Genomic DNA, 20,420 nt, shown 5'->3' with positions numbered 1-20,420 from the left:
AAATAAAGACCCGCATGAGCTGCGTGTCTTTTAGCTTTCAGGCTTCTCAAAAGTGAGGGGACCAAATTTTTCTGTTCGAATATCCCGAATAATGATTTCGGTGGTTTTGTCGTAATTAATCAATCCACCGCTCATGAGACAGCCGCGCTTTGTACCTATTGCATCAAACAGCTCAGCCGTATCTTCAGGGATCTCCGTTAGGTCATAGCGTTTTTTTAATCTCTCTGGATAGTTTTCTTCTAGAAAGCGAAGTCCATATACAGCGACATCCTGTAAGTTGATGATAGAATCTTTGATCGCTCCAGTTACCGCTAGCCTAAGTCCTACTTTCTCATCTTCAAACTTCGGCCAGAGGATTCCAGGTGTATCGAGCAGTTCCAATTCTTTCCCTACCTTCACCCATTGCTGTGAGGTGGTAATACCAGGACGGTCTCCTGTTTTGGCAATGTTCTTTTTCGCTAAACGATTGATTAAGGTCGATTTCCCGACGTTGGGAATCCCGATAATCAGCGCCCGGATTGCACGTGGTTTAACACCTTTTGCTTTCATGCGGTCGAATTTTTCTTTTAAGATTTCTTTTGAAGTTGTGATGATCTGATTTAACCCTTGTCCATCGACAGAGTTAATAGCAAGTGACCGAACGCCTTGCTGCTCAAAGTGCGCCTGCCACTCCTTTGTCACACGAGGATCCGCTTTATCTGCTTTGTTTAATAGCATGATTTTGGGTTTATTCTGAAGGATTTCTTCGATCATTGGGTTTCTAGAGGACATCGGAATTCTAGCATCAGTTAATTCAAATACGATGTCGATGAGCTTTAATTTTTCTGTGACTTCACGTCTTGCTTTTGCCATATGGCCTGGAAACCATTGAATCGTCATATGTGCACCTTCTCTTCTATCGATTATCTCTATACATCGTACAAAAAAAGAGCCTGTTACAGGTAACAAGCTCTTTCCTTTGATATCATTATCGTCTGATTTCTTTGATACGAGCCGCTTTACCGCGAAGTTCACGTAGGTAGTAAAGTTTCGCACGACGTACCTTACCGTGACGTACAACTTCGATGTTAGCGATTTTTGGTGTGTGTACAGGGAATGTACGCTCAACGCCTACACCGTAAGAAATCTTACGAACTGTGAAAGTTTCGCTGATTCCACCACCACGACGCTTAATTACAACACCTTCAAAGATCTGGATACGCTCACGAGTACCCTCGACAACTTTAACGTGTACACGTAAAGTGTCACCAGGACGGAACGCAGGAAGATCAGTGCGTAATTGTTCTTTTGTGATTTCTTCAATCAAATGTTGCATCGTTTTCAACTCCTTCCAACAGATGCTCATGTCCTCTTTCTTCATTGCAGCGGAACATCGTTTTCAAACTTGAATCGGCAAGCCGTCCAAGTCACAAGTAGTATCATACCATACCTCTATGCAGTGTGCAATACAATCTAGTCATTATGAAGCTGCCAAAGCCATCTTTTTTCTTCATCTGTTAACGTTTTGCATGAATCGATCAAATCTGGCCTTCTTGTATAGGTTCGCTTCAAGGATTCTTTGCGCCGCCACTCTTCAATTTTGGCATGATTTCCAGAGAGGAGCACTTCCGGCACTTTTAGTCCTTTATAATCGGCTGGCCTTGTATAGTGAGGATGCTCTAGCAAACCTGTACTAAATGAATCTTCAATGTGAGACGCTTCTTTTCCAAGCACATGAGGCAAAAGCCTGACCACACTGTCTGCAATCATCATCGCTGGCAGCTCTCCGCCTGTGAGAACGAAATCTCCGATTGAGATTTCATCTGTGACAAGATGCTCCCTGATGCGCTCATCGTAGCCTTCATAATGGCCGCAAATGAACATAAGGTGTTCTTCTTTTGCAAGTTCCTCTGCCTTCTTTTGTGTATATCTTTCTCCTTGAGGACAGACAAGAATAATTCGGGGCTTCTTGCTTGCTTTCTTCGTTAAATCTTCTACCGCATCGAATACGGGCTGTGCTTTCAGTACCATACCAGCACCGCCGCCATATGGGTAATCATCTACTGTTTTGTGCTTATGATCTGAATACTCTCTAAAATTGACAACATTGAATGAGACAGCTTCTTTCTCCTGTGCCTTTTTTAAGATCGATGAGTGGAGCACACCTTCGAACATTTCAGGAAAAAGCGTTAAGAAGTCGATTTTCATTCGTCAATGAGTCCTTCCATCACTTCAATGTGTATGGTTTTGGATGAGATATCGATCTTTTTGACGACAGATGGGATATAAGGAATCAAGGCATCTTTTTTGCCTTTTCTTCCGACCACCCAGACATCATTTGCCCCTGGTGTTAAAATCTCCTTGATTTGGCCGACAAGCTGATCCTCTTCATCGTATACTTCACAGCCAATGATTTGGTGGAAATAAAATTCTCCTTCATCTAAAGAGCCGAGATGTTCTTTTTCTACTTTTAAGATTGATTCTTTCAATAGCTCTGCTTCATTTAATGAGCTAATTTCTTCAAATGTAAGCAAATCAAACTGTTTATGCTGCCTATGTGATGCGACAGTGACTTTCAGCGGCTCCCCTTGACCTTGCTTAAAAATATAGAGGACGCTTCCTTTTTTGTAACGCTCTTCTGGGAAATCTGTCTTTGATACGACGCGTACTTCTCCGCGCACTCCGTGTGTATTGACAATCTTTCCAACATTCAACCATTCTTGTTCCATGTTCTCAATCACCCCTGACGTATTTCCACAATGGTGCCGTCTTTCACGACGATGACATTGTCTTGCATCTTGTCATCCCATTTATCACCTATTTTCACTTCAACCAGCGCATCCACTTCTGTCTCTTTCATTTCACTTCCAAGCGGCAAAATATGCAGCTGCTCTACTTGAAAGTCAATTTGCTGGATCTTTTCCTGCCGTTTATCGATGGCTTTTTGAAATTGAGGGATGGCTTCTTGCTGATGTGGTTCTTTTTCATGTTTTTTCAGTTGAAAATATAGTTGGTTGCATTCACGTTCTAGTCTTTCTTTTTTCTCCAAAAAAGTCGTTAACAGTTTGTCCTTACTGCTTTCAGTTAATACTTGCATGACGGTGACATGTTGAATGATCTGCATCTTCCTTTTTGTCCCCCTATCCGAAGGCATTTGTCCTCTACAGTATAACGAAAAATAGATTTAAACGTGTAAAAAAAGGGGAGGTCCTAAGCCCTCTCCCTTTTTAGTCAGCAATCTCAAGTTGAACTTTCTTAGAAGACTCTGCACTTGCTGCAAACATGACTGTTCGTATCGCTTTCGCTGTACGTCCCTGCTTTCCGATCACCTTTCCGGTATCTTCAGCATTGACAGACAGTGTGTAAATCACTTGCTCATCTTTTTCTAATGAAGATACGTGAATATCTTCAGGGAAATCAACAAGTGGCTCGACGATGGACACAATCAATTCTTCCAAGGACAGCTCATTCATTATTTGCTGTTTTTCGCATTATGAAATTTTTCAAGAATTCCTTGGCTTGAGAAAAGGTTGCGAACTGTATCAGATGGTTTCGCACCATTTTGAAGCCATTTAAGAGCTAATTCTTCGTTGATTTTCACCTCAGCTGGTGATAACACTGGATTGTACGTTCCAACTGTTTCGATGAAACGACCATCACGTGGTGAACGAGAATCTGCTACTACAATACGATAGAAAGGAGATCTTTTTGATCCCATACGTTTTAAACGAATTTTTACTGCCATTTTACTAGCACCTCCGAAAATATTTCAACAAGATAGTATATTAACAATGATAAAAGGGTTTGTAAAGTGTTTTTTCTTAACAACGGTTTTATCATGTATAACCAATTACATAAATGGTAATTTAAAGCCTTTTTTCTTTCCTTTGGACATGTTGGTCATTTGCTTCATCATCTTTTTCATTTCGTCAAATTGCTTTAAAAGGCGATTGACTTCCTGTACAGATGTTCCGCTTCCTTTTGCAATCCGTTTTCTTCGGCTTGCATTGATGACCTCTGGCTGTTCTTTTTCCTCGGTCGTCATTGATTTAATGATCGCTTCGATGTGATTGAGCTGCTTTTCGTCTACTTGGACGTTTTTGAGCCCTTTCATTTTACCGGCTCCCGGCATCATTTGGATCAATTCATCAAGTGGACCCATGTTACGAACTTGGCCAAGCTGCTCGAGGAAATCATCGAGTGTAAAGCTCATGGTCCGCATTTTTTGTTCAAGCTCTTTCGCTTTATCTTGGTCCACGTTTGCCTGTGCTTTTTCAATCAGTGTAAGCACATCTCCCATGCCAAGAATTCTTGATGCCATCCGTTCTGGGTGGAATGGTTCAATCGCGTCAAGCTTTTCACCTAGCGCGGCGAATTTAATCGGCGTATTGGTGACAGCTCGAATGGAAAGTGCTGCACCGCCTCGTGTATCCCCGTCTAGTTTCGTTAAAACGACACCTGTTAAACCTAGCTGTTCATTAAAGCTTTTCGCTACATTGACAGCATCTTGACCTGTCATAGAGTCAACAACAAGGAAAATTTCTTCTGGACTCGCTACTTCTTTTACTTTCTGAAGTTCATCCATCAATTCTTCATCAATATGAAGGCGTCCTGCTGTATCTAAAATGACATAATCATGGTGTTCTTCTTTCGCTTTTTCGATTGCCTGTTTGGCAATCTCGACAGGACTGACTTGATCACCTAATGAAAACACAGGCATATCAAGCTGTTTCCCTAGCGTTTCAAGCTGCTGGATCGCTGCTGGTCTGTAAATATCTGCAGCCACCATCATCGGCTTGCGATTATGTTTTTTGCGAAGTAAATTGGCAAGCTTCCCAGTTGTGGTGGTTTTACCTGCCCCTTGAAGACCAACCATCATAATGACCGTCGGAGATTTTTTCGCTACAGCGATTTTACTCTCTTCTCCGCCCATTAATTCAGTGAGTTCTTCTTTTACAACTTTAATGACCTGTTGCCCAGGGGTAAGGCTTTTCATGACCTCTTGTCCAACTGCCCGCTCACTTACTTTTTTCACAAAGTCTTTGACTACTTTAAAATTGACGTCAGCTTCAAGAAGGGCAAGGCGTACCTCGCGCATCATTTCTTTTACATCTTGTTCTGACACTTTTCCTTTGCCGCGGATTTTTGAAATCGTCTGCTGCAGTCGGTCGGCTAATCCTTCAAATGCCATACTGTGCCGCCTCCTAATCTAATTTCTCAAGCGATTCAATTAAAGCTTCTGCTTCTTCCATCTGAGCGGAATCTGCTACGAGCTCACTCATTTTTTTGAGAAGTTCTTTACGCTCTTTAAATTTCTTAAACAAGAGCAGCTTTTCTTCATATTGTTCAAGCATCGCTTCAGTCCGTTTAATATTATCATAAACAGCCTGTCTTGATACTTCATATTCATCCGCAATTTCACCGAGGGAAAAATCGTCTAGGTAGTAAAGCGACATGTAGCTCTTTTGCTTTGCGGTTAACAACGATTGATAGAAGTCAAACAAGTAGTTCATTCTCGTTGTTTTTTCAAGCGTCATGGGCTCTCTCCCCTTTGTTAAGTTCATTCCCTTTACATCAACTAAGTTTACACGGTTCTCTACTGTGTGTCAAGTTTTTATCTTGTCACTGCATGAAGCGGCGTATAAATAAAAATGCCAGCAATTTTTGCCGGCATTTTTGTTAGTCCTCTTGATCAATCACGTCTGAGAATAATCCATACACATACGATTCTGCATCGAATTCTTGCAGATCGTCTACCTTTTCACCTAAACCGACGAGCTTCACGGGGATGTTTAACTCATTTCGAATTGCAAGGACAATCCCGCCTTTTGCAGTGCCGTCAAGCTTTGTTAAAGCAATTCCTGTCACATTCGTCGCTTTAGAAAATTCCTTCGCTTGTGCCATCGCATTTTGACCCGTTGTTGCATCAAGAGCGAGCAGCACTTCATGCGGTGCATCTGGAACCTCGCGTTCAATGACTCTCTTGACCTTCTCCAGTTCTTTCATCAAGTTGACTTTGTTTTGTAGTCTTCCTGCTGTATCACAGATAAGGACATCCGCATTTTTCGCTTTTGCTGATTGAACGGCATCATAGATCACCGCTGCTGGGTCAGAGCCAGCCGTCTGTTTGACAACAGGGACACCTGAACGCTCTCCCCATACTTCAAGCTGCTCTATTGCACCGGCACGGAATGTATCACCTGCTGCCAAAATGACGGATTTCCCATCATTTTTCAGCTTATTTGCAAGTTTGCCGATCGTCGTTGTTTTCCCAACGCCATTGACACCGACAAATAAAATGATATTTAATCGCCCGTCTTCAATATTCAGCGCAGAGATTTGTTCCTCTCCGCTATTGTAGATTTCAACCAGTTTTTCAGAGATGACCGATTGTACTTCACTTGGGTCTTGAATGTTTCTTAGTTTCACTTCTTTTTTCAGCTCATCAATCAGTTCCATCACCGTTGTGAAACCGACATCCGCGCCGATCAGAACTTCTTCTAATTCTTCAAAAAAGTCTTCATCAACTTTACGGTAGCGTGAAATGAGTTCATTTACTCTTCCTTGAAAGGAGTTTCTCGTTTTTTCAAGTCCATCCTTAAACTTTTCTGATACTGAATCGGTTTGCTGCGTAAATTTTTCTTTTAATTTCTTAAAAAAGCTCATTTGGTTCAAAAACCTCCTTTAATTACTGGACAAGCTCTTTCGTTTCTTCTAGTTTGACAGATACAAGCTTAGAAACACCTGACTCCTGCATCGTAACACCGTAGAGCACATCTGCTTCTTCCATTGTTCCTTTGCGGTGCGTAATGACTATGAATTGTGTTTCTTCGCTGTATTTTTTTAAATATTGTGCAAAGCGGAAAACATTGGCTTCATCAAGCGCCGCTTCTACCTCATCTAACACGCAGAATGGAACAGGTCTGACTTTTAAAATAGAGAATAGTAAAGCGATCGCTGTCAATGCTCTCTCACCTCCTGAAAGAAGGCTTAAGTTTTGCAGCTTTTTCCCTGGTGGCTGCGCGACAATATCAACGCCAGAGTTTAGTAAATCGTTTGGATCTGTCAGCTTAAGATCTGCTTTCCCGCCGCCAAATAATGCTTGGAAAACTGATTCAAAATGCCCGCGAATTTGCGAGAATGTTTCAGAGAAGCGCTTTGTCATCTCTTGATCCATTTCTTCGATCACTTGGAATAATGTATTTTTCGCTTCTGTCAGATCATTTCGCTGTTCTGTTAAGAAAAGGTAGCGTTCATTTACTCGTTCATACTCATCAATGCTGCCTAAGTTCACTGTTCCTAGCTCTTCAATGGCTAATTTGATCAGCTTCACTCGTTTTCTTGCTTCATCTGGCGATAACGTCAGATGATACATCTCTTTTGCCCCTTCAAACGAAAGAGCATACTCTTCGTTCAAATAAGCGATGAGGTTGTCGAGCTCAACTTCCATACGGCCAAGCTTAATTTCTTCATCTTTTAAGCTTGTGGTGAGCTGCTTGTAAAGGCGTTTTTGTTCTTTCAGTTCACGTTCAGCAAATTCTAACGTTTCAGAAAGAGCAAGACGCTGTTTGCGCCGCTCTGAAATGAGCGCGGTTGTTTTGTTTTTATTTTCCAGCTTCTCTTTCGCCGCTTCTTCCAGCTGTTCTGCTCCGCTTGAGCTAGATGTCATTTCACTTGTTAAGAGTGACAGATCTTCTTTTGTTTCCGTCAGCGTTTGTTCAGCCTCTTCTAATTCGGCCATTAAGCTCGAAAGCTTTTCTTGTTCATTCGCTAAGGACTGCTCTTTTTTGGCAAGCGAGATTTTCAGCTCTGTTAATTCGGCAGAAATGGTTTCTTTCGTTGAGCTTTGGGTCTGCTTACGCTTTGTTAATGTATTGATCTCTTGATCAAGGGTGGTCAATTTCTCCCCTATAGAAACTTCAAGAGCTGCCTGCTTTTTGTCCTTATCTGTAAGTTCAGTAGAACGCAGCTGCAATTCTTCTTTTTCTTGGTCATAGAGTTCAAGGTGAGCATTAATATTTTTTTCTGCTACTTGCAGTTCGTATAGCTTCCCTTTGAGCTCTTGCTGCTGTTCTCGAAGCGTTTCTCCCCGCTGACGCAGTTCGTTTAATTGACTTTCGTTTGCTGCAATCAATTGCTTCGTTTCTTTTGTTTCCTTTTCAAGGATCGTCGTTTTTTCTTCCATTTCAACAAGCTGCTTTGTTAATGTTTCGATCTCTCGGTTTCTTGAAAGAAGGGAGTTGTTCTTTTTCTTAACACCGCCACCAGTCATTGAACCGCCGGGGTTCACAACATCTCCATCAAGGGTCACGATGCGATAACGATGACCAAGCATTTTTGCCAGTTCATTGGCGCCTTTTAAGTCTCTAACGATCAGAACCGTTCCAAGCAAGTTCTGTATGACCTTTTGATACTTTTCTTCAAAGGAAACAAGGTGACTTGCTACACCGATAAATGCAGCGTGCTGCTCGGCTGTTTGGACGTCTCTATGCTGAATGGTTCTTTCTTTGATCACATTCATTGGCAGGAAGGTTGCTCGTCCAAAGGAGTGCTGCTTTAAGTATGCAATTGCTTGTCGCGCTGCGGCTTCGTTTTCTGTGACGACGTGCTGCGTTGCTGCGCCTAGCGCGATTTCAATCGCTGTCTCATGCTGCTGATCTGTTTGAATCAGCTCTGCAATGGCACCGTGAATACCGCCTAACCGTTCTTTTGCCTTTAAGACCTCTTTTACTCCTTGGAAAAAGCCTGAGAAGTCTTCCTGCATGGATTCTAGCATCTCTTTTTTTGACTTTGCCTGCTGCACATATTGATAGGCTTGGTAAAGAGCCGTTTCTTTTTTCTCGTATTGACGTTTCATTTGCTCAAGCTTTTGTTCCGCTTCTCTAAAACGCTTGACCTGAGCCAGAATGTCTTCTTCTAGGGCTGAAAGCTGCTGCTCAGCCTCTGTTTTCTTCTCTTTGACAGACACACGTTCTTCAATGTGTTTTTGGTTGTTTTGCGTGAGCCGATCTAGCTGCATGGCCGCTTGGCGCTGCTGTTCTTCTAATAATTTGCGTTCATTGCGGATGGAAGCCTGTTCATTGAGCAGATCAAAATAATCGCTTTTCAGCTGTTCAATTTGACCTTCCACATCTTCACTATGAAGCGACAGTTGATGCTGCTTTGTTTTCACTTCATCTTTTAGCTGCTGCACTTCTTTTTGAAGGCTGTCCCGCGCGATTTTCTGTTGCTGAATTTTTTCGGTTAGCTGCGCCTGCTTTTCAGTTAAACGAATGAGCGTTTCTTCTAGCTGTCCCTGGTTTGCGGCTGCATTTTTCTTCCGTTCTTTTAGTACTTCTTTTTTACCTTCAAGCTTTTCTAATTCCTCACTTGTGAAAAGAAGAACTTCTTGCAGGTCATTAATTGATTCGTCAAGTGCTTGAATGCGGTCTCTTGACTCTTCAATTTTAGCTTCTTTTGCTTGAATATCTGTGAATTGCTTCATTTCATCTTGTTTGAACCGCTCGACAGCTTCACCAAGTGTTGTCCATTTTTCATGAAGTGCTTCGATGTCATGGACAGTTAAGGCGATTTCGACATTTTCAAGCTCTTCTTTTTTTTGCAAATAGTCCTTTGCAATAGATGCCTGCATTCTTAATGGTTCTACTTGATCTTCTAGTTCATGCAGAATATCTTCTACTCGGTTTAAGTTGTCCTGCGTTTCAAACAGTTTATTCTCGGCTTTTTTCTTTCTTGTTTTATATTTCAAAACACCAGCCGCTTCTTCAAAGATGCTTCTTCTCTCTTCTGCCTTACTAGATAAAATTTCCTCTACCTTTCCTTGGCTGATGATCGAAAAAGCTTCCTTTCCAAGACCTGAATCCATGAAAAGTTCAATAATATCTTTTAAGCGGACAGATTGATTGTTTATGAGAAATTCACTTTCCCCTGAACGATAGACTCTTCTTGTCACACTGACTTCGTGAAAATCGATCGGTAAAAAGTGATCTTCGTTATCTAATGTTAAAGTCACTTCTGCTAGGTTGACTCTTTTTCTTGAGTCGCTTCCTGCAAAAATGATGTCTTCCATTTTTCCTCCGCGGAGGCTTTTCGCTGATTGTTCTCCAAGTACCCAGCGGATGGCATCGGTAATATTACTTTTGCCGCTTCCGTTTGGTCCAACAACAGCGGTGACCCCTTTGACAAAGTCCACGGTCACTCGCTGTGCAAAAGATTTGAATCCTATCACGTCTAAACGTTTGAGGAACATGAGAGTGATCCTCCTTATGTATTTAAAGTACTATTATCTTACCATATGAAGTGAAAAAAGATGATGGAAAACAGAGTGAAATCCCCCTGAATGACGAGGGGGATTTTATTGGTTCATATGATGTTTCTGCAATTTAGCAAGTGCTTCCTGTGCAGCATGCTGTTCTGCTTCTTTTTTACTGCGGCCATTTCCAATTCCAAGCACTTCTCCGCGAAGGGAGACATTTGCTTCAAATTCCCGGTTGTGTGCTGGTCCTTTTTCATGCAGGATGTGGTATTCAAGTACACCTTTTCCATCGCGCTGAACGAATTCTTGCAGCTGGCTTTTAAAGTCCATGACATGCGAGAACGCTCCATCATTAATTTTCGGATAAACATAGGCTTCTAGGAATCGCTCCACTGGCTCAAGCCCTTGATCTAAATAAAGTGCCCCGATAAACGCCTCGAATACGTCCGCTAAAAGTGCTGGGCGTTTTCTCCCGCCTGTCATTTCTTCGCCTTTTCCTAAAAGAACAAGGTCTCCGAAGGACAGCTCATGTGCCAGAGACACAAGTGACGGTTCACATACGATCGCTGCTCTTAGTTTTGTTAAATCTCCCTCGCTCATCGCAGGATATTTCGCAAATAAGAATTGAGAGATGGTCAATTCTAAAACAGCATCTCCTAGAAATTCAAGTCTTTCATTATCCTCGTATGGCTTTTTCCGGTGTTCATTCACATAAGAGGAATGCGTAAAGGCTTGATATAGAAGTTTTTCATTTTGAAAGTGTACAGAAATACGCTGCTGGAATTCTCTAAATTGCTCTAGTTTTTTGCTCTGTTTCTGTTTGTCTTTATATTGTTTTGGCATAGCAACCTCCAGGTAGGCTTAATCGCCTTTAAGGATACTGATTATATGGAGTCTCTCTTTCTACATGCAAGGAAACATTGCTCCTTAGCATCTGAAAAAGGCTGACAATTGATCAGCTGAATATGTTGAAACTAACATAAATTTTGAAAGTCCCGTCATGAAAACAGACGGGACTTTGTTACGCTTATTGCTGGCTATTTATGTAGTTCACAGCGTCACCGACTGTTGCAATTTTTTCAGCATCTTCGTCAGAAATTTCCATATCGAACTCATCTTCAAGTTCCATAACTAGCTCAACTACATCAAGGGAATCAGCGCCTAAATCTTCTTTAAATGAAGCTTCCATTTTCACGTCAGCCTCATCAACGCCAAGGCGGTCTACAATAATTTTTGATACACGCTCTAATACGTCTGCCATTGCCTTTCACCTCCCCTCAAAGTATTATAGTTGATTCGTTTTTAAAAAACTAGAGAAAACCTAATGAAATTTTGATATTTCTTAGGACATGACCATTCCGCCATCTACTTGGATGGTTTGGCCTGTAATATAACCTGCTCCTTCTGAAGCTAAAAAGACAACAACGTTGCTAATATCTTCAGGTGCACCAAAGCGTGCAAGCGGGATCTGCTTAAGCATTTCAGTTTGTACATTCTCATCAAGCTTGTCTGTCATATCTGTAGAAATAAAGCCTGGTGCTACTGCATTGACTGTAATATGACGAGTTGCCAGCTCTTTTGCTGTTGTTTTCGTTAATCCGATGACACCAGCTTTTGCTGCAACATAGTTTGCTTGTCCAGGATTTCCACATACGCCAACTACTGAAGCCAAGTTGATGATTCTTCCGCTGCGCTGTTTCATCATTTGACGTGTCACGGCTTTTGTACAGTTAAAGACACCTTTTAAGTTTATGTTAATGACGTCATCCCATTCATTTTCTTTCATTCTCATGAGCAGATTATCCTTTGTGATCCCTGCATTATTGACAAGAATGTCAATTGAGCCAAATGTGTCAATCGCTTGTTTCATGAGCGATTGTACTTCTTCAGCATTTGAAACATCAGCTTTAACGGCAAATGCCTGCTGGCCAAGTGCTTTGATTTCGTCTACGACTTCATTTGCTTTTGCTTCGTTTCCAGAATAGTTGACGACAACATTTGCACCATTCTTTGCTAAATCGATCGCAATAGAACGGCCAATCCCGCGTGATGCACCTGTTACAACGGCTGTTTTATTTGTAAGCATCAAGAATCCTCCTTCAATGTTTCAATGGCTACTTCAATTGTTTCCTGATCTGAAACTGAAATAGTTGTCAGGCGGCGATTGACCTTTTTCACAAGACCTGAAAGCACTTTGCCTGGGCCAATTTCAATAAACGTTGTCACGCCTAAATCAATCAGACGTTCTACACTTTCTTCAAATCGAACAGGAGAATACAATTGTTCAATGAGCTTTGTTTCAATAGCATCACGAGATGTAACGATGTCTGCTGTGACATTTGAGATCACTGGTGTTTTGGCATCTGTAATGCTTAGCTTTGACAGAACATCTGTGAATTTTTCAGCGGCTGGTTTCATTAAGGCAGAATGGAAAGGTCCACTCACTTCAAGGGCAATCGCACGTTTTGCGCCTTTTTCTTTCGCTTTCTCTGAAGCGAGTTCAACCCCTTTTGCTGTACCAGAGATCACGATTTGACCAGGACAGTTTAAGTTAGCGAGTTCTACAAGATGACCACTCTCTGTCACTTCTTTTGTCACTTCTAAAAGCGCAGCTTGATCTAAGCCAAGGATCGCTGCCATAGCGCCTTCTCCTGCTGGAACAGCTTCGTTCATTAATTCGCCGCGCTTTCTCACTGCATAGACAGCATCTTGAAACGAAAGTGCGCCTGCCGCAACGAGGGCCGTATATTCACCAAGGCTATGTCCTGCTGCGTAATCTGCTTTGATTCCGCTCTCTTCAAATTTCTTTAAGATGGCGATACTTGTCGTTAAAAGAGCTGGCTGCGCGTTATAAGTGAGCGTCAGCTCTTCTGCATCTCCTTCAAAAATCATTGAAGATAAGTCAAAACCGAGGGTCTTGTCTGCTTCTTCAAATACAGCTTTAGATACTGCTTCTTGGTCAAATAAATCTTTTCCCATGCCAATTTTTTGAGAGCCTTGGCCAGGGAATAAAAATGCAATTTTAGTCATGCTGCTATACCTCCATTAAGACTCGTTCGTGGTTTCTTTTTGGACTTCTTGATGAATGATGGCTGAAACGTCTTTTTCTACGATATCACGTGCCTGACGAATGGCATGAAAAATGGCGTTTTCATCAGAGGAACCGTGCGCTTTAATGACAGGTGCCTTTAAACCAAATAAAGCGGCACCGCCATATTCGGAGTAATCCATTTTAGACTTCATCTGCATCAATTTCGGCTTCATCATGCCAGCCGCTATTTTTGCTGTGAAGCTGGATGTTAATGTTTCTTTCAGCATTTTAAAGACAGAAAGAGCTGTGCCTTCAATCGTTTTCAGGGCGATATTTCCTGTGAAACCATCTGTGACAACGACATCAGCTACACCTTCTAGTAAATCACGAGACTCCACATTTCCTACGAAATTCAAATTTGATGCTTTCAATAATTCAAAGGTTTTTTTTGTGAGATCGTTGCCTTTTTTATCTTCTGTTCCTACATTTAACAATCCTACACGCGGATTGCTCTTTGGAAAAACACGCTCTGCGTAGATTGAACCCATCATCGCATATTGCACAAGGTGTTCTGGTTTGGCATCAACGTTTGCGCCGACATCTAGTAATAAAAACCCACTGCCATCAAGTGTTGGCAGTGTTGGAGCAAGTGCCGGTCTATCGATGCCATCAATTCTTCCTACGATAAACAGTCCTGCTGTCATGAGTGCGCCAGTGTTTCCTGCTGAAATACAAGCATCTGCTCGTCCTTCGGATACTTCTTGCGCCATTTTCACCATAGATGAATCCTTTTTACGTCTAACTGCACGCACTGGTTCATCTGTCGGTTCAATGACTTCTTTTGCATCTAAAATCGTGATGCGCTCGTTATTTGTTATGTATGGTTTGATTTTATTTTCATCGCCGACAAGTGTAATCTCGATATCTGAAAATGCCGTTAAGCTTTTTTGCACACCGTCAATAATGGCTTTAGGGGCATGGTCTCCCCCCATTGCATCGACTGCAATTCTCATATTACGTGCCACCTTTTACTTTTGTTTTGAGCGATACATGACGAAGTCACCTGAGAAGACAACTTCCTCACCGACATAGCTGTTTACTTCAACTACAGTTCTGCCTTTTTCTTTATCATGCGAGGCTACTTTGGCTTTTGAGACAACTCGTTCGCCTTGTTTAACCTGCCTTGTAAATTTAATATTCGCTTTTGCTGTTAAAGCCAGTTCATCGTCAATGACCGCTACTGCAAGCGAATTTGCCTGGGCGAAGAGATGATGTCCCCTGGCAATTTGGTTTCGGCTAAATACATGCTCTTTTCTCACTTCTAAAATGGAAATGGCTTGGTCATCAAGCTCTACATCAATCATTTCTCCAATCACTTCATCCAGCGGAAGTGACTTCACTTCATCCTCTAATGTCTTTTCGGCCACATGCTTAATTCTTTCGCGTAATTCAGGAATTGACAGTTCCAAACGATCAAGACGAACCGTTTGAATGCTTACACCGAATTTACTTGCCAATTCTTCATCAGTAATGAACGGAGTCGAGCTGATCGTTTGCTGGAGAAGCTTTTGACGTTCTTTTTTATTTAGTTTCATATGCAGACACCATCCGTACATTTATGACTAGGTACTAATAGTAGTATATAATCTCATAGATGATAAATCAATCCTTGTTTCAAAAAGACAAGAAAATTCCTCCAGCGCTTGATCAGCTTAATTTATCTCCGCCCAGCACCCCGCTGTCTACAAGTGTTTGCCGAAGTTCTTTGTATTCGGGATCTGTCCAAAATGCATCTGATTGCACAAGTTCTGCCGCATCTTTTCTAGCAGTTTCCAGTGCTCTGTAGTCATGAACCATATCTGCTACTTTAAATTCAGGCATTCCGCTTTGTTTTTTACCGAAGAAATCACCGGGTCCTCTTAGCTCTAAGTCCTTTTCAGACAGCTCAAAGCCGTCGGTTGTTTCGGACATAATCCTCATCCGCTCTTTCCCGGTTTCCGATTTTGGATCCGCCATTAAAACACAAAATGATTGATGCTCTCCGCGTCCAACCCGGCCTCTGAGCTGATGAAGCTGAGACAGTCCGAAGCGGTCTGCATCGTAAATGACCATGATGGTCGCATTCGGCACGTTGACACCCACTTCAACGACTGTGGTTGAAACGAGAATTTGTACTTCATTTGCTGTAAAGTCTCTCATCACCTGATCTTTTTCATCACTCGCCAGTTTCCCGTGCATTAAGCCGATCGACCACTTACCGCGGTATGCCTCTGTCAGCATGCTGTGGACATCAATCGCATTTTGGACATCCAGCTTGTCCGATTCTTCTATGAGTGGACAAATAATATATGCCTGTCTTCCTTTTTTTAGCTCTTTATCTACAAATGCAAGAATCCTCTCAAGCATGTCATGCTTGACCCAATACGTTTCGATCTGTTTTCTGCCGGCTGGTAATTCATCAATGACGGAAACGTCCATTTCTCCAAAAACAGTGATCGCAAGTGTGCGCGGAATAGGTGTGGCAGTCATGAATAAGACATCTGGGTCCTGCCCTTTACTTCTTAGTTTTTTCCTTTGCTCGACGCCAAACCGGTGCTGCTCATCTGTGATCACAAGACCGAGCTGCTGAAATTCGACTTCGTCTTGGATGAGCGCATGCGTTCCGACTAATATATCAATCTCGCCCTCTTTTAGACGTTCTAGCAATTCTCTGCGGCGCTTTCCTTTCACAGAGCTTGTTAGTAGAGCGATATTTAGTCCCCATTTTTCAAACAGCTGATAAAGGGAATCTGCATGCTGCTCTGCCAAAATCTCTGTTGGAACCATTAATGCACCTTGATAGCCGGATAAATGAGCGGCATATAGTGCAATAGCTGCAACAGCAGTTTTCCCTGAACCTACATCCCCTTGCAGCAGACGGTTCATCCGGTACGGGGACGCCATATCAGTCATAATTTCATCAAGCACTCTTGATTGTGCCTTTGTCAGCGGAAATGGCAGACTGTGAACAAACTCAAAAACAGCGTCTTTAGAAAACGGATGCTGGATGCCCGATGTTTTTTCTCGTTCTTTCTTTCTGATGGCCTGCATCTTCAGCTGGAAAATAAGAAATTCCTCGTACACAAAGCGGCGTCTTGCTTGCTTGAGCGAGTCTCTTGTTTCTGGCAGGTGAATGGTTTTTAATGCTTCCTGATAGGACATGAGTTTATAGGTAGAGACAAGCTGCTTTGGCAGTGGATCTTCAGCTTTATCTACATAAAGTGACAAGGCTTGTTTGACAAAACGCCTCATCATTTTCACGGTTACATTTTCTTTTACTGAATAAACAGGCTCTATACTGCCATCTTGCTCGTGCGTCCCTTTTTTAAATTCCTGCACCATGATCGATTGACGGTTTTTATCCCATTTGCCAGTGACGGATACCGTATCACCTAACACAAGGCTTCGTTTTAAATAAGGACGATTGAAGCAAATTGCTGTGATGAGAAAACGCCCGACAAGCAGCCTGAATGTCAGCCTGCTTCGTTTTTTTCCATAATAGGTGAGGACGGGCTCACTGTGCACTTTTCCTTCAACTGTGACACGTTCGTCATGCTTTACTTCTTCTAAGTTACGAAGCTCATAGTCGTCATATCGATAAGGAAAGTAGCCAAGTAAATCGGCTACTGTGTGAATTCCAAGTTCATTGAGTGTTTTTTCGGTTTCTTCTCCAATCCCCTTAAGGACTGAGACATTATCTTGCAGTTTCTGTATCACGAGATGGGGTCACACCTCCGAAAATCTTCTTTTCAAGCTCTCTTGCTGTCGGTGTCGCAGCAAGTCCGCCTTGTGCTGTTTCGCGAAGTGCCGTTGGCATGGTTTGACCGATTTTATACATCGCATCAATGACTTCATCACATGGGATACGGCTTGTGATGCCGGCAAGTGCCATATCTGCTGCAATCATCGCATTTGATGCACCCATGGCGTTTCGTTTTACGCACGGTACCTCAACAAGTCCAGCTACTGGGTCACAAACAAGTCCAAGCATATTTTTCAGTGTAATCGCCATTGCTTCAGCAGATTGCTGAGGTGTACCGCCTGCCATTTCGACAATGGCTGCTGCCGCCATCCCTGATGCTGAGCCTACCTCAGCCTGACAGCCGCCTGCTGCACCAGAGATGCTCGCATTATTGGCCACAACAAAACCAAATGCGCCAGAAGTGAATAGGAATCTGACCATTTGTTCCTTTGTTGGCTTTAATGTTTGTTTTACTGCAAATAACGTACCTGGCACAACACCTGCTGAGCCTGCTGTAGGCGTTGCACAGATCGTCCCCATTGCGGCATTGACTTCATTTGTTGCCACTGCCTTACTAACAGCATCTAATATCGTATGACCAGACAATGTTTTGCCTGATGCGATATACGCTTGAAGTTTGACCGCATCTCCGCCTGTTAAACCGGATAATGATTTCACACCTTTTAGCCCGTTTTCTACGGCTTGTTCCATCACTTCTAAGTTGCGGTACATCTGGGAGAAAATATCTTCACGCGATTTCCCTGTTACTTCCATTTCTTGCGTAATCATGATTTCTGAAATGGAGGTATTCCGTTCTTCTGTTAGCTGCACGAGTTCTTTGACGTTTTTAAACATCATTCATAACCTCCTTGTTGTTACTCTGCAATTTGTGTGACTTGAATAATGTTTGGCAGTGTTTCAAGCTCTGATAAGGCAGCTGGGTCAATATTTTGATCCACTTCGATGGTCATCAGAGCCTCTTGCCCGACATCTTTACGCGCCACTTCCATATGACCGATGTTGATGGCGAATTTCGCTAACACGTTGGCGACTGCCGCAATCGTGCCGTAGCGATCGTTATGAACCACAAGAATGGCAGGATGATTTCCTGAAAGTCTGAGCTCAAAGCCATTCAGTTCAGTAATTTCGATTTTACCACCGCCGATGGAAATCCCGATTAATTCAAGGCTTCCGTTCGCATCTGATATCTCTACTTTTGCTGTATTCGGATGCGCTGGTACCGCATCTTCTTCTTTAAATTCAATGTCGATCCCTTTGCTTTTTGCAATATCGATCGCTGTTTTGATGCGTTCATCAAATGTATCAAAGTCAAGAACGCCGCCGATCATGGCGACATCTGTACCATGTCCTTTATACGTATCTTTAAAAGAGCCATAAAATGAAACGACAATTCGCTTCGGTTCTCTTCCAAATAAGCTGCGAGCCACTCTTCCTATTCGAGCCGCACCCGCTGTGTGCGAACTTGATGGACCAATCATGACGGGTCCAATAATATCAAACACACTTCTAAATTTCATAGGTCTTCCCCTCTCATAACCACTCACATATTGGTTTGGTTCTTTCTTTAGACTAATGGATTCAATCGTTTCCCGCAACTCATTTCACCGTTGAATCGTTAGTAAAAAATTGCAAAAGAAGAAGAAGGGCTTTATTTGCCCTTCTTTCGTTATTCGACAGCCAAAATATATGAATAAAGCGGCTGTTTTCCATCGTGGACTTCAACTTCTATATCTTCAAATGTTTCTTCAATAAAGGCTTCTAACTCATCCATCTCTTCAGATGATGCATCTTCCCCTTTAATGATCGTAACAATCTCATCATCTTCTGTCACCATTTTGGTCAAAAGTTCTTTTGCTGCATCTAATTGATTTTTCGCAGTTAAGGTAATTTTTCCGTTAAAGAGACCCATATAATCTCCTTTGGCAATGTCGATTCCATCAATTTGGGTATCTCTCACCGCAAAGGTAATTTGGCCGCTTTTCACGTGGTCAATCGCTTCTAGCATCGCCGCTTCGTTGTCTTCATTTGAAGCTGCTTCATTGAGAGAAAGAAGTGCCGACATTCCTTGAGGAACGGTCTTCGTTGGAATGACAACAACCTCACGACTCGAGACAGTTGCCGCCTGTTTCGCTGCCATGACAATATTAGAATTATTAGGTAAGATAAAGACGGTTTCGGCATGTACGCTTTCAATTGCTGTGACAATGTCTTCTGTACTTGGGTTCATCGTCTGTCCGCCTTCAATGACGACGGAAGCTCCGATACTTTTAAACAAGTCAGCAATTCCTTCTCCCATTGCGACACTGACGACTCCAAAGCGCTGTTTTTCAGCAGCAGGTGCCTTTGGTGCAGCGGGCGCATGTTCTTTTTCTTCGTTCACAATCGAGCTATGCTGCTCTCTCATGTTTTCAATTTTCATATTGATCAGGCTGCCGTAGCGCTGTGCATAGGATAAGACATCTCCAGGCTGCTCTGCATGAATATGAACTTTCGCCAGCGTTTCATCAGATACCACAAGAAGTGAATCTCCGAATTCGCTTAAGTCTTCTCTGAAGGCATTCTCATCAAAGGACTGTTTCTCTTCTTCAAATTTCACCATAAATTCAGTACAATAACCAAATTCAATATCTTCAGTGTTCATATGGCTTTGTGCACTTTTATGATGCTCTGCACTGACAAGTTCTTTTAACGTTGGCAAAGAGGCCGCTTTCAGATGGAGGTCCTCTCCTCTTAATGAAGCAAGGAAACCTTCATATACGCAGAGAAGTCCCTTACCTCCACTATCGACAACGCCTACTTCTTTTAAAACAGGAAGTAGATCTGGCGTTCGATCAAGTGATGCTCTCGCTTCCTCAATCGTTAACTCAAGAACGCGATCAATGTCTTTTTCTGTTACTGAAACAGCAACCGCTTTCTTTGCTGCATCCTTTGCGACCGTTAAGATGGTCCCTTCAATCGGCTTCATCACGGCTTTATATGCTGTATCGACACCTGCCTGTAAGGCAAGGGCAAATTCTTTGGCGTCAATCGTCTCTTTTTGTTCTATATTTTTACTGAAACCTCTAAAGAGCTGTGATAGGATGACGCCTGAGTTTCCTCTTGCGCCCATCAATAGCCCTTTTGACAAGGCCACGCCGACCTTCCCAATATGATCGGTATTTGTTTCTTCAACTGCTTTTGCCCCTGAAGTCATTGACAAATTCATATTTGTCCCCGTGTCTCCGTCTGGCACTGGAAAAACATTTAACGCATCCACAATTTGTGCGTTTTGAGAAAGATGGTGAGCACCTGCAAGAATCATTTTTGCAAATGAGCGGCCATCAAGATTTCTAATAGACAATATATTTCCTCCT

21 protein-coding genes are annotated in these 20,420 nt (G+C 42.5%); all 21 read right to left on the bottom strand.

Features of this window, described 5'->3' with window-relative positions:
- Positions 1-30: 30 nt before the first annotated feature.
- The 21 genes from ylqF to MKZ05_RS07805 all read right to left on the bottom strand — a co-directional run bounded on the left by ylqF (position 31) and on the right by MKZ05_RS07805 (position 20,407).
- On the bottom strand, positions 31-879 hold the full coding sequence (gene ylqF / locus MKZ05_RS07905; protein ID WP_050945052.1) for a ribosome biogenesis GTPase YlqF: 849 nt from the start codon (positions 877-879) through the stop codon (positions 31-33).
- Positions 880-967: 88 nt separating this feature from the next.
- Positions 968-1,315, bottom strand: a complete 348-nt coding sequence (rplS, locus tag MKZ05_RS07900) for a 50S ribosomal protein L19 (RefSeq protein ID WP_003212364.1) — start codon at positions 1,313-1,315, stop codon at positions 968-970.
- 137 nt (positions 1,316-1,452) lie between these two features.
- Positions 1,453-2,187: a tRNA (guanosine(37)-N1)-methyltransferase TrmD gene (gene trmD, locus MKZ05_RS07895; protein ID WP_003211682.1), complete on the bottom strand. Its 735-nt coding sequence runs from the start codon at positions 2,185-2,187 to the stop codon at positions 1,453-1,455.
- Complete coding sequence (rimM, locus tag MKZ05_RS07890) at positions 2,184-2,708, bottom strand: ribosome maturation factor RimM (RefSeq protein ID WP_050945053.1); 525 nt, start codon at positions 2,706-2,708, stop codon at positions 2,184-2,186. Before rimM ends, trmD begins: the two co-directional genes overlap by 4 nt.
- 8 nt (positions 2,709-2,716) lie before the next feature.
- Positions 2,717-3,103, bottom strand: a complete 387-nt coding sequence (locus tag MKZ05_RS07885) for a YlqD family protein (protein ID WP_050945054.1) — start codon at positions 3,101-3,103, stop codon at positions 2,717-2,719.
- A gap of 103 nt (positions 3,104-3,206) precedes the next feature.
- Positions 3,207-3,452: a KH domain-containing protein gene (locus tag MKZ05_RS07880; RefSeq protein WP_012009937.1), complete on the bottom strand. Its 246-nt coding sequence runs from the start codon at positions 3,450-3,452 to the stop codon at positions 3,207-3,209.
- Positions 3,452-3,724, bottom strand: coding sequence for a 30S ribosomal protein S16 (gene rpsP, locus MKZ05_RS07875; RefSeq protein ID WP_003212139.1), 273 nt, complete (start codon positions 3,722-3,724; stop codon positions 3,452-3,454). Before rpsP ends, MKZ05_RS07880 begins: the two co-directional genes overlap by 1 nt.
- Positions 3,725-3,829: 105 nt before the next feature.
- A complete protein-coding gene (gene ffh / locus MKZ05_RS07870; protein ID WP_050945055.1) occupies positions 3,830-5,170 on the bottom strand; it encodes a signal recognition particle protein in 1,341 nt (446 codons plus the stop codon).
- A gap of 13 nt (positions 5,171-5,183) precedes the next feature.
- Positions 5,184-5,516 (bottom strand): putative DNA-binding protein, encoded by a 333-nt coding sequence (locus MKZ05_RS07865; RefSeq protein ID WP_003210763.1) that lies wholly within the window; start codon positions 5,514-5,516, stop codon positions 5,184-5,186.
- Between the two features lie 142 nt (positions 5,517-5,658).
- Complete coding sequence (gene ftsY, locus MKZ05_RS07860; protein WP_003211188.1) at positions 5,659-6,645, bottom strand: signal recognition particle-docking protein FtsY; 987 nt, start codon at positions 6,643-6,645, stop codon at positions 5,659-5,661.
- A 22-nt stretch (positions 6,646-6,667) separates the two neighbouring features.
- On the bottom strand, positions 6,668-10,228 hold the full coding sequence (smc, locus tag MKZ05_RS07855; protein WP_339162100.1) for a chromosome segregation protein SMC: 3,561 nt from the start codon (positions 10,226-10,228) through the stop codon (positions 6,668-6,670).
- Positions 10,229-10,333: 105 nt separating this feature from the next.
- Positions 10,334-11,077, bottom strand: coding sequence for a ribonuclease III (gene rnc / locus MKZ05_RS07850; protein WP_003211549.1), 744 nt, complete (start codon positions 11,075-11,077; stop codon positions 10,334-10,336).
- Between the two features lie 184 nt (positions 11,078-11,261).
- The gene (acpP, locus tag MKZ05_RS07845; protein ID WP_003212028.1) at positions 11,262-11,495 is read right to left on the bottom strand and encodes an acyl carrier protein; all 234 of its coding nucleotides are present in this window, start codon (positions 11,493-11,495) and stop codon (positions 11,262-11,264) included.
- 81 nt (positions 11,496-11,576) lie between these two features.
- Positions 11,577-12,320, bottom strand: a complete 744-nt coding sequence (fabG, locus tag MKZ05_RS07840; protein ID WP_050945057.1) for a 3-oxoacyl-[acyl-carrier-protein] reductase — start codon at positions 12,318-12,320, stop codon at positions 11,577-11,579.
- Complete coding sequence (gene fabD / locus MKZ05_RS07835; protein ID WP_268458671.1) at positions 12,320-13,264, bottom strand: ACP S-malonyltransferase; 945 nt, start codon at positions 13,262-13,264, stop codon at positions 12,320-12,322. The genes fabG and fabD overlap by 1 nt, the downstream gene beginning before the upstream one ends.
- Positions 13,265-13,279: 15 nt before the next feature.
- Positions 13,280-14,278 carry a phosphate acyltransferase PlsX gene (plsX, locus tag MKZ05_RS07830; protein ID WP_003211133.1) on the bottom strand — a complete coding sequence of 333 codons (999 nt, stop codon included), beginning with the start codon at positions 14,276-14,278 and terminating at the stop codon, positions 13,280-13,282.
- A gap of 15 nt (positions 14,279-14,293) precedes the next feature.
- On the bottom strand, positions 14,294-14,860 hold the full coding sequence (gene fapR / locus MKZ05_RS07825) for a transcription factor FapR (RefSeq protein WP_003210820.1): 567 nt from the start codon (positions 14,858-14,860) through the stop codon (positions 14,294-14,296).
- Between the two features lie 112 nt (positions 14,861-14,972).
- Entirely contained in the window at positions 14,973-17,021 is a 2,049-nt protein-coding gene (gene recG, locus MKZ05_RS07820; RefSeq protein WP_137054639.1) for an ATP-dependent DNA helicase RecG, read from the bottom strand.
- Complete coding sequence (sdaAA, locus tag MKZ05_RS07815) at positions 16,999-17,901, bottom strand: L-serine ammonia-lyase, iron-sulfur-dependent, subunit alpha (RefSeq protein WP_034620038.1); 903 nt, start codon at positions 17,899-17,901, stop codon at positions 16,999-17,001. Before sdaAA ends, recG begins: the two co-directional genes overlap by 23 nt.
- Positions 17,902-17,921: 20 nt before the next feature.
- Positions 17,922-18,584, bottom strand: coding sequence for an L-serine ammonia-lyase, iron-sulfur-dependent subunit beta (sdaAB, locus tag MKZ05_RS07810; RefSeq protein WP_003212160.1), 663 nt, complete (start codon positions 18,582-18,584; stop codon positions 17,922-17,924).
- A gap of 149 nt (positions 18,585-18,733) precedes the next feature.
- Positions 18,734-20,407: a DAK2 domain-containing protein gene (locus MKZ05_RS07805; protein WP_050945060.1), complete on the bottom strand. Its 1,674-nt coding sequence runs from the start codon at positions 20,405-20,407 to the stop codon at positions 18,734-18,736.
- Positions 20,408-20,420: the final 13 nt, after the last annotated feature.

It is taken from the genome of Bacillus sp. FSL M8-0277, assembly GCF_037975305.1.
In the GTDB taxonomy this organism is placed as follows: domain Bacteria; phylum Bacillota; class Bacilli; order Bacillales; family Bacillaceae; genus Bacillus; species Bacillus pumilus.
The sequence above is the reverse complement of the archived record's forward strand: the minus strand, read 5'-3'. Positions and strand labels throughout refer to the sequence as shown.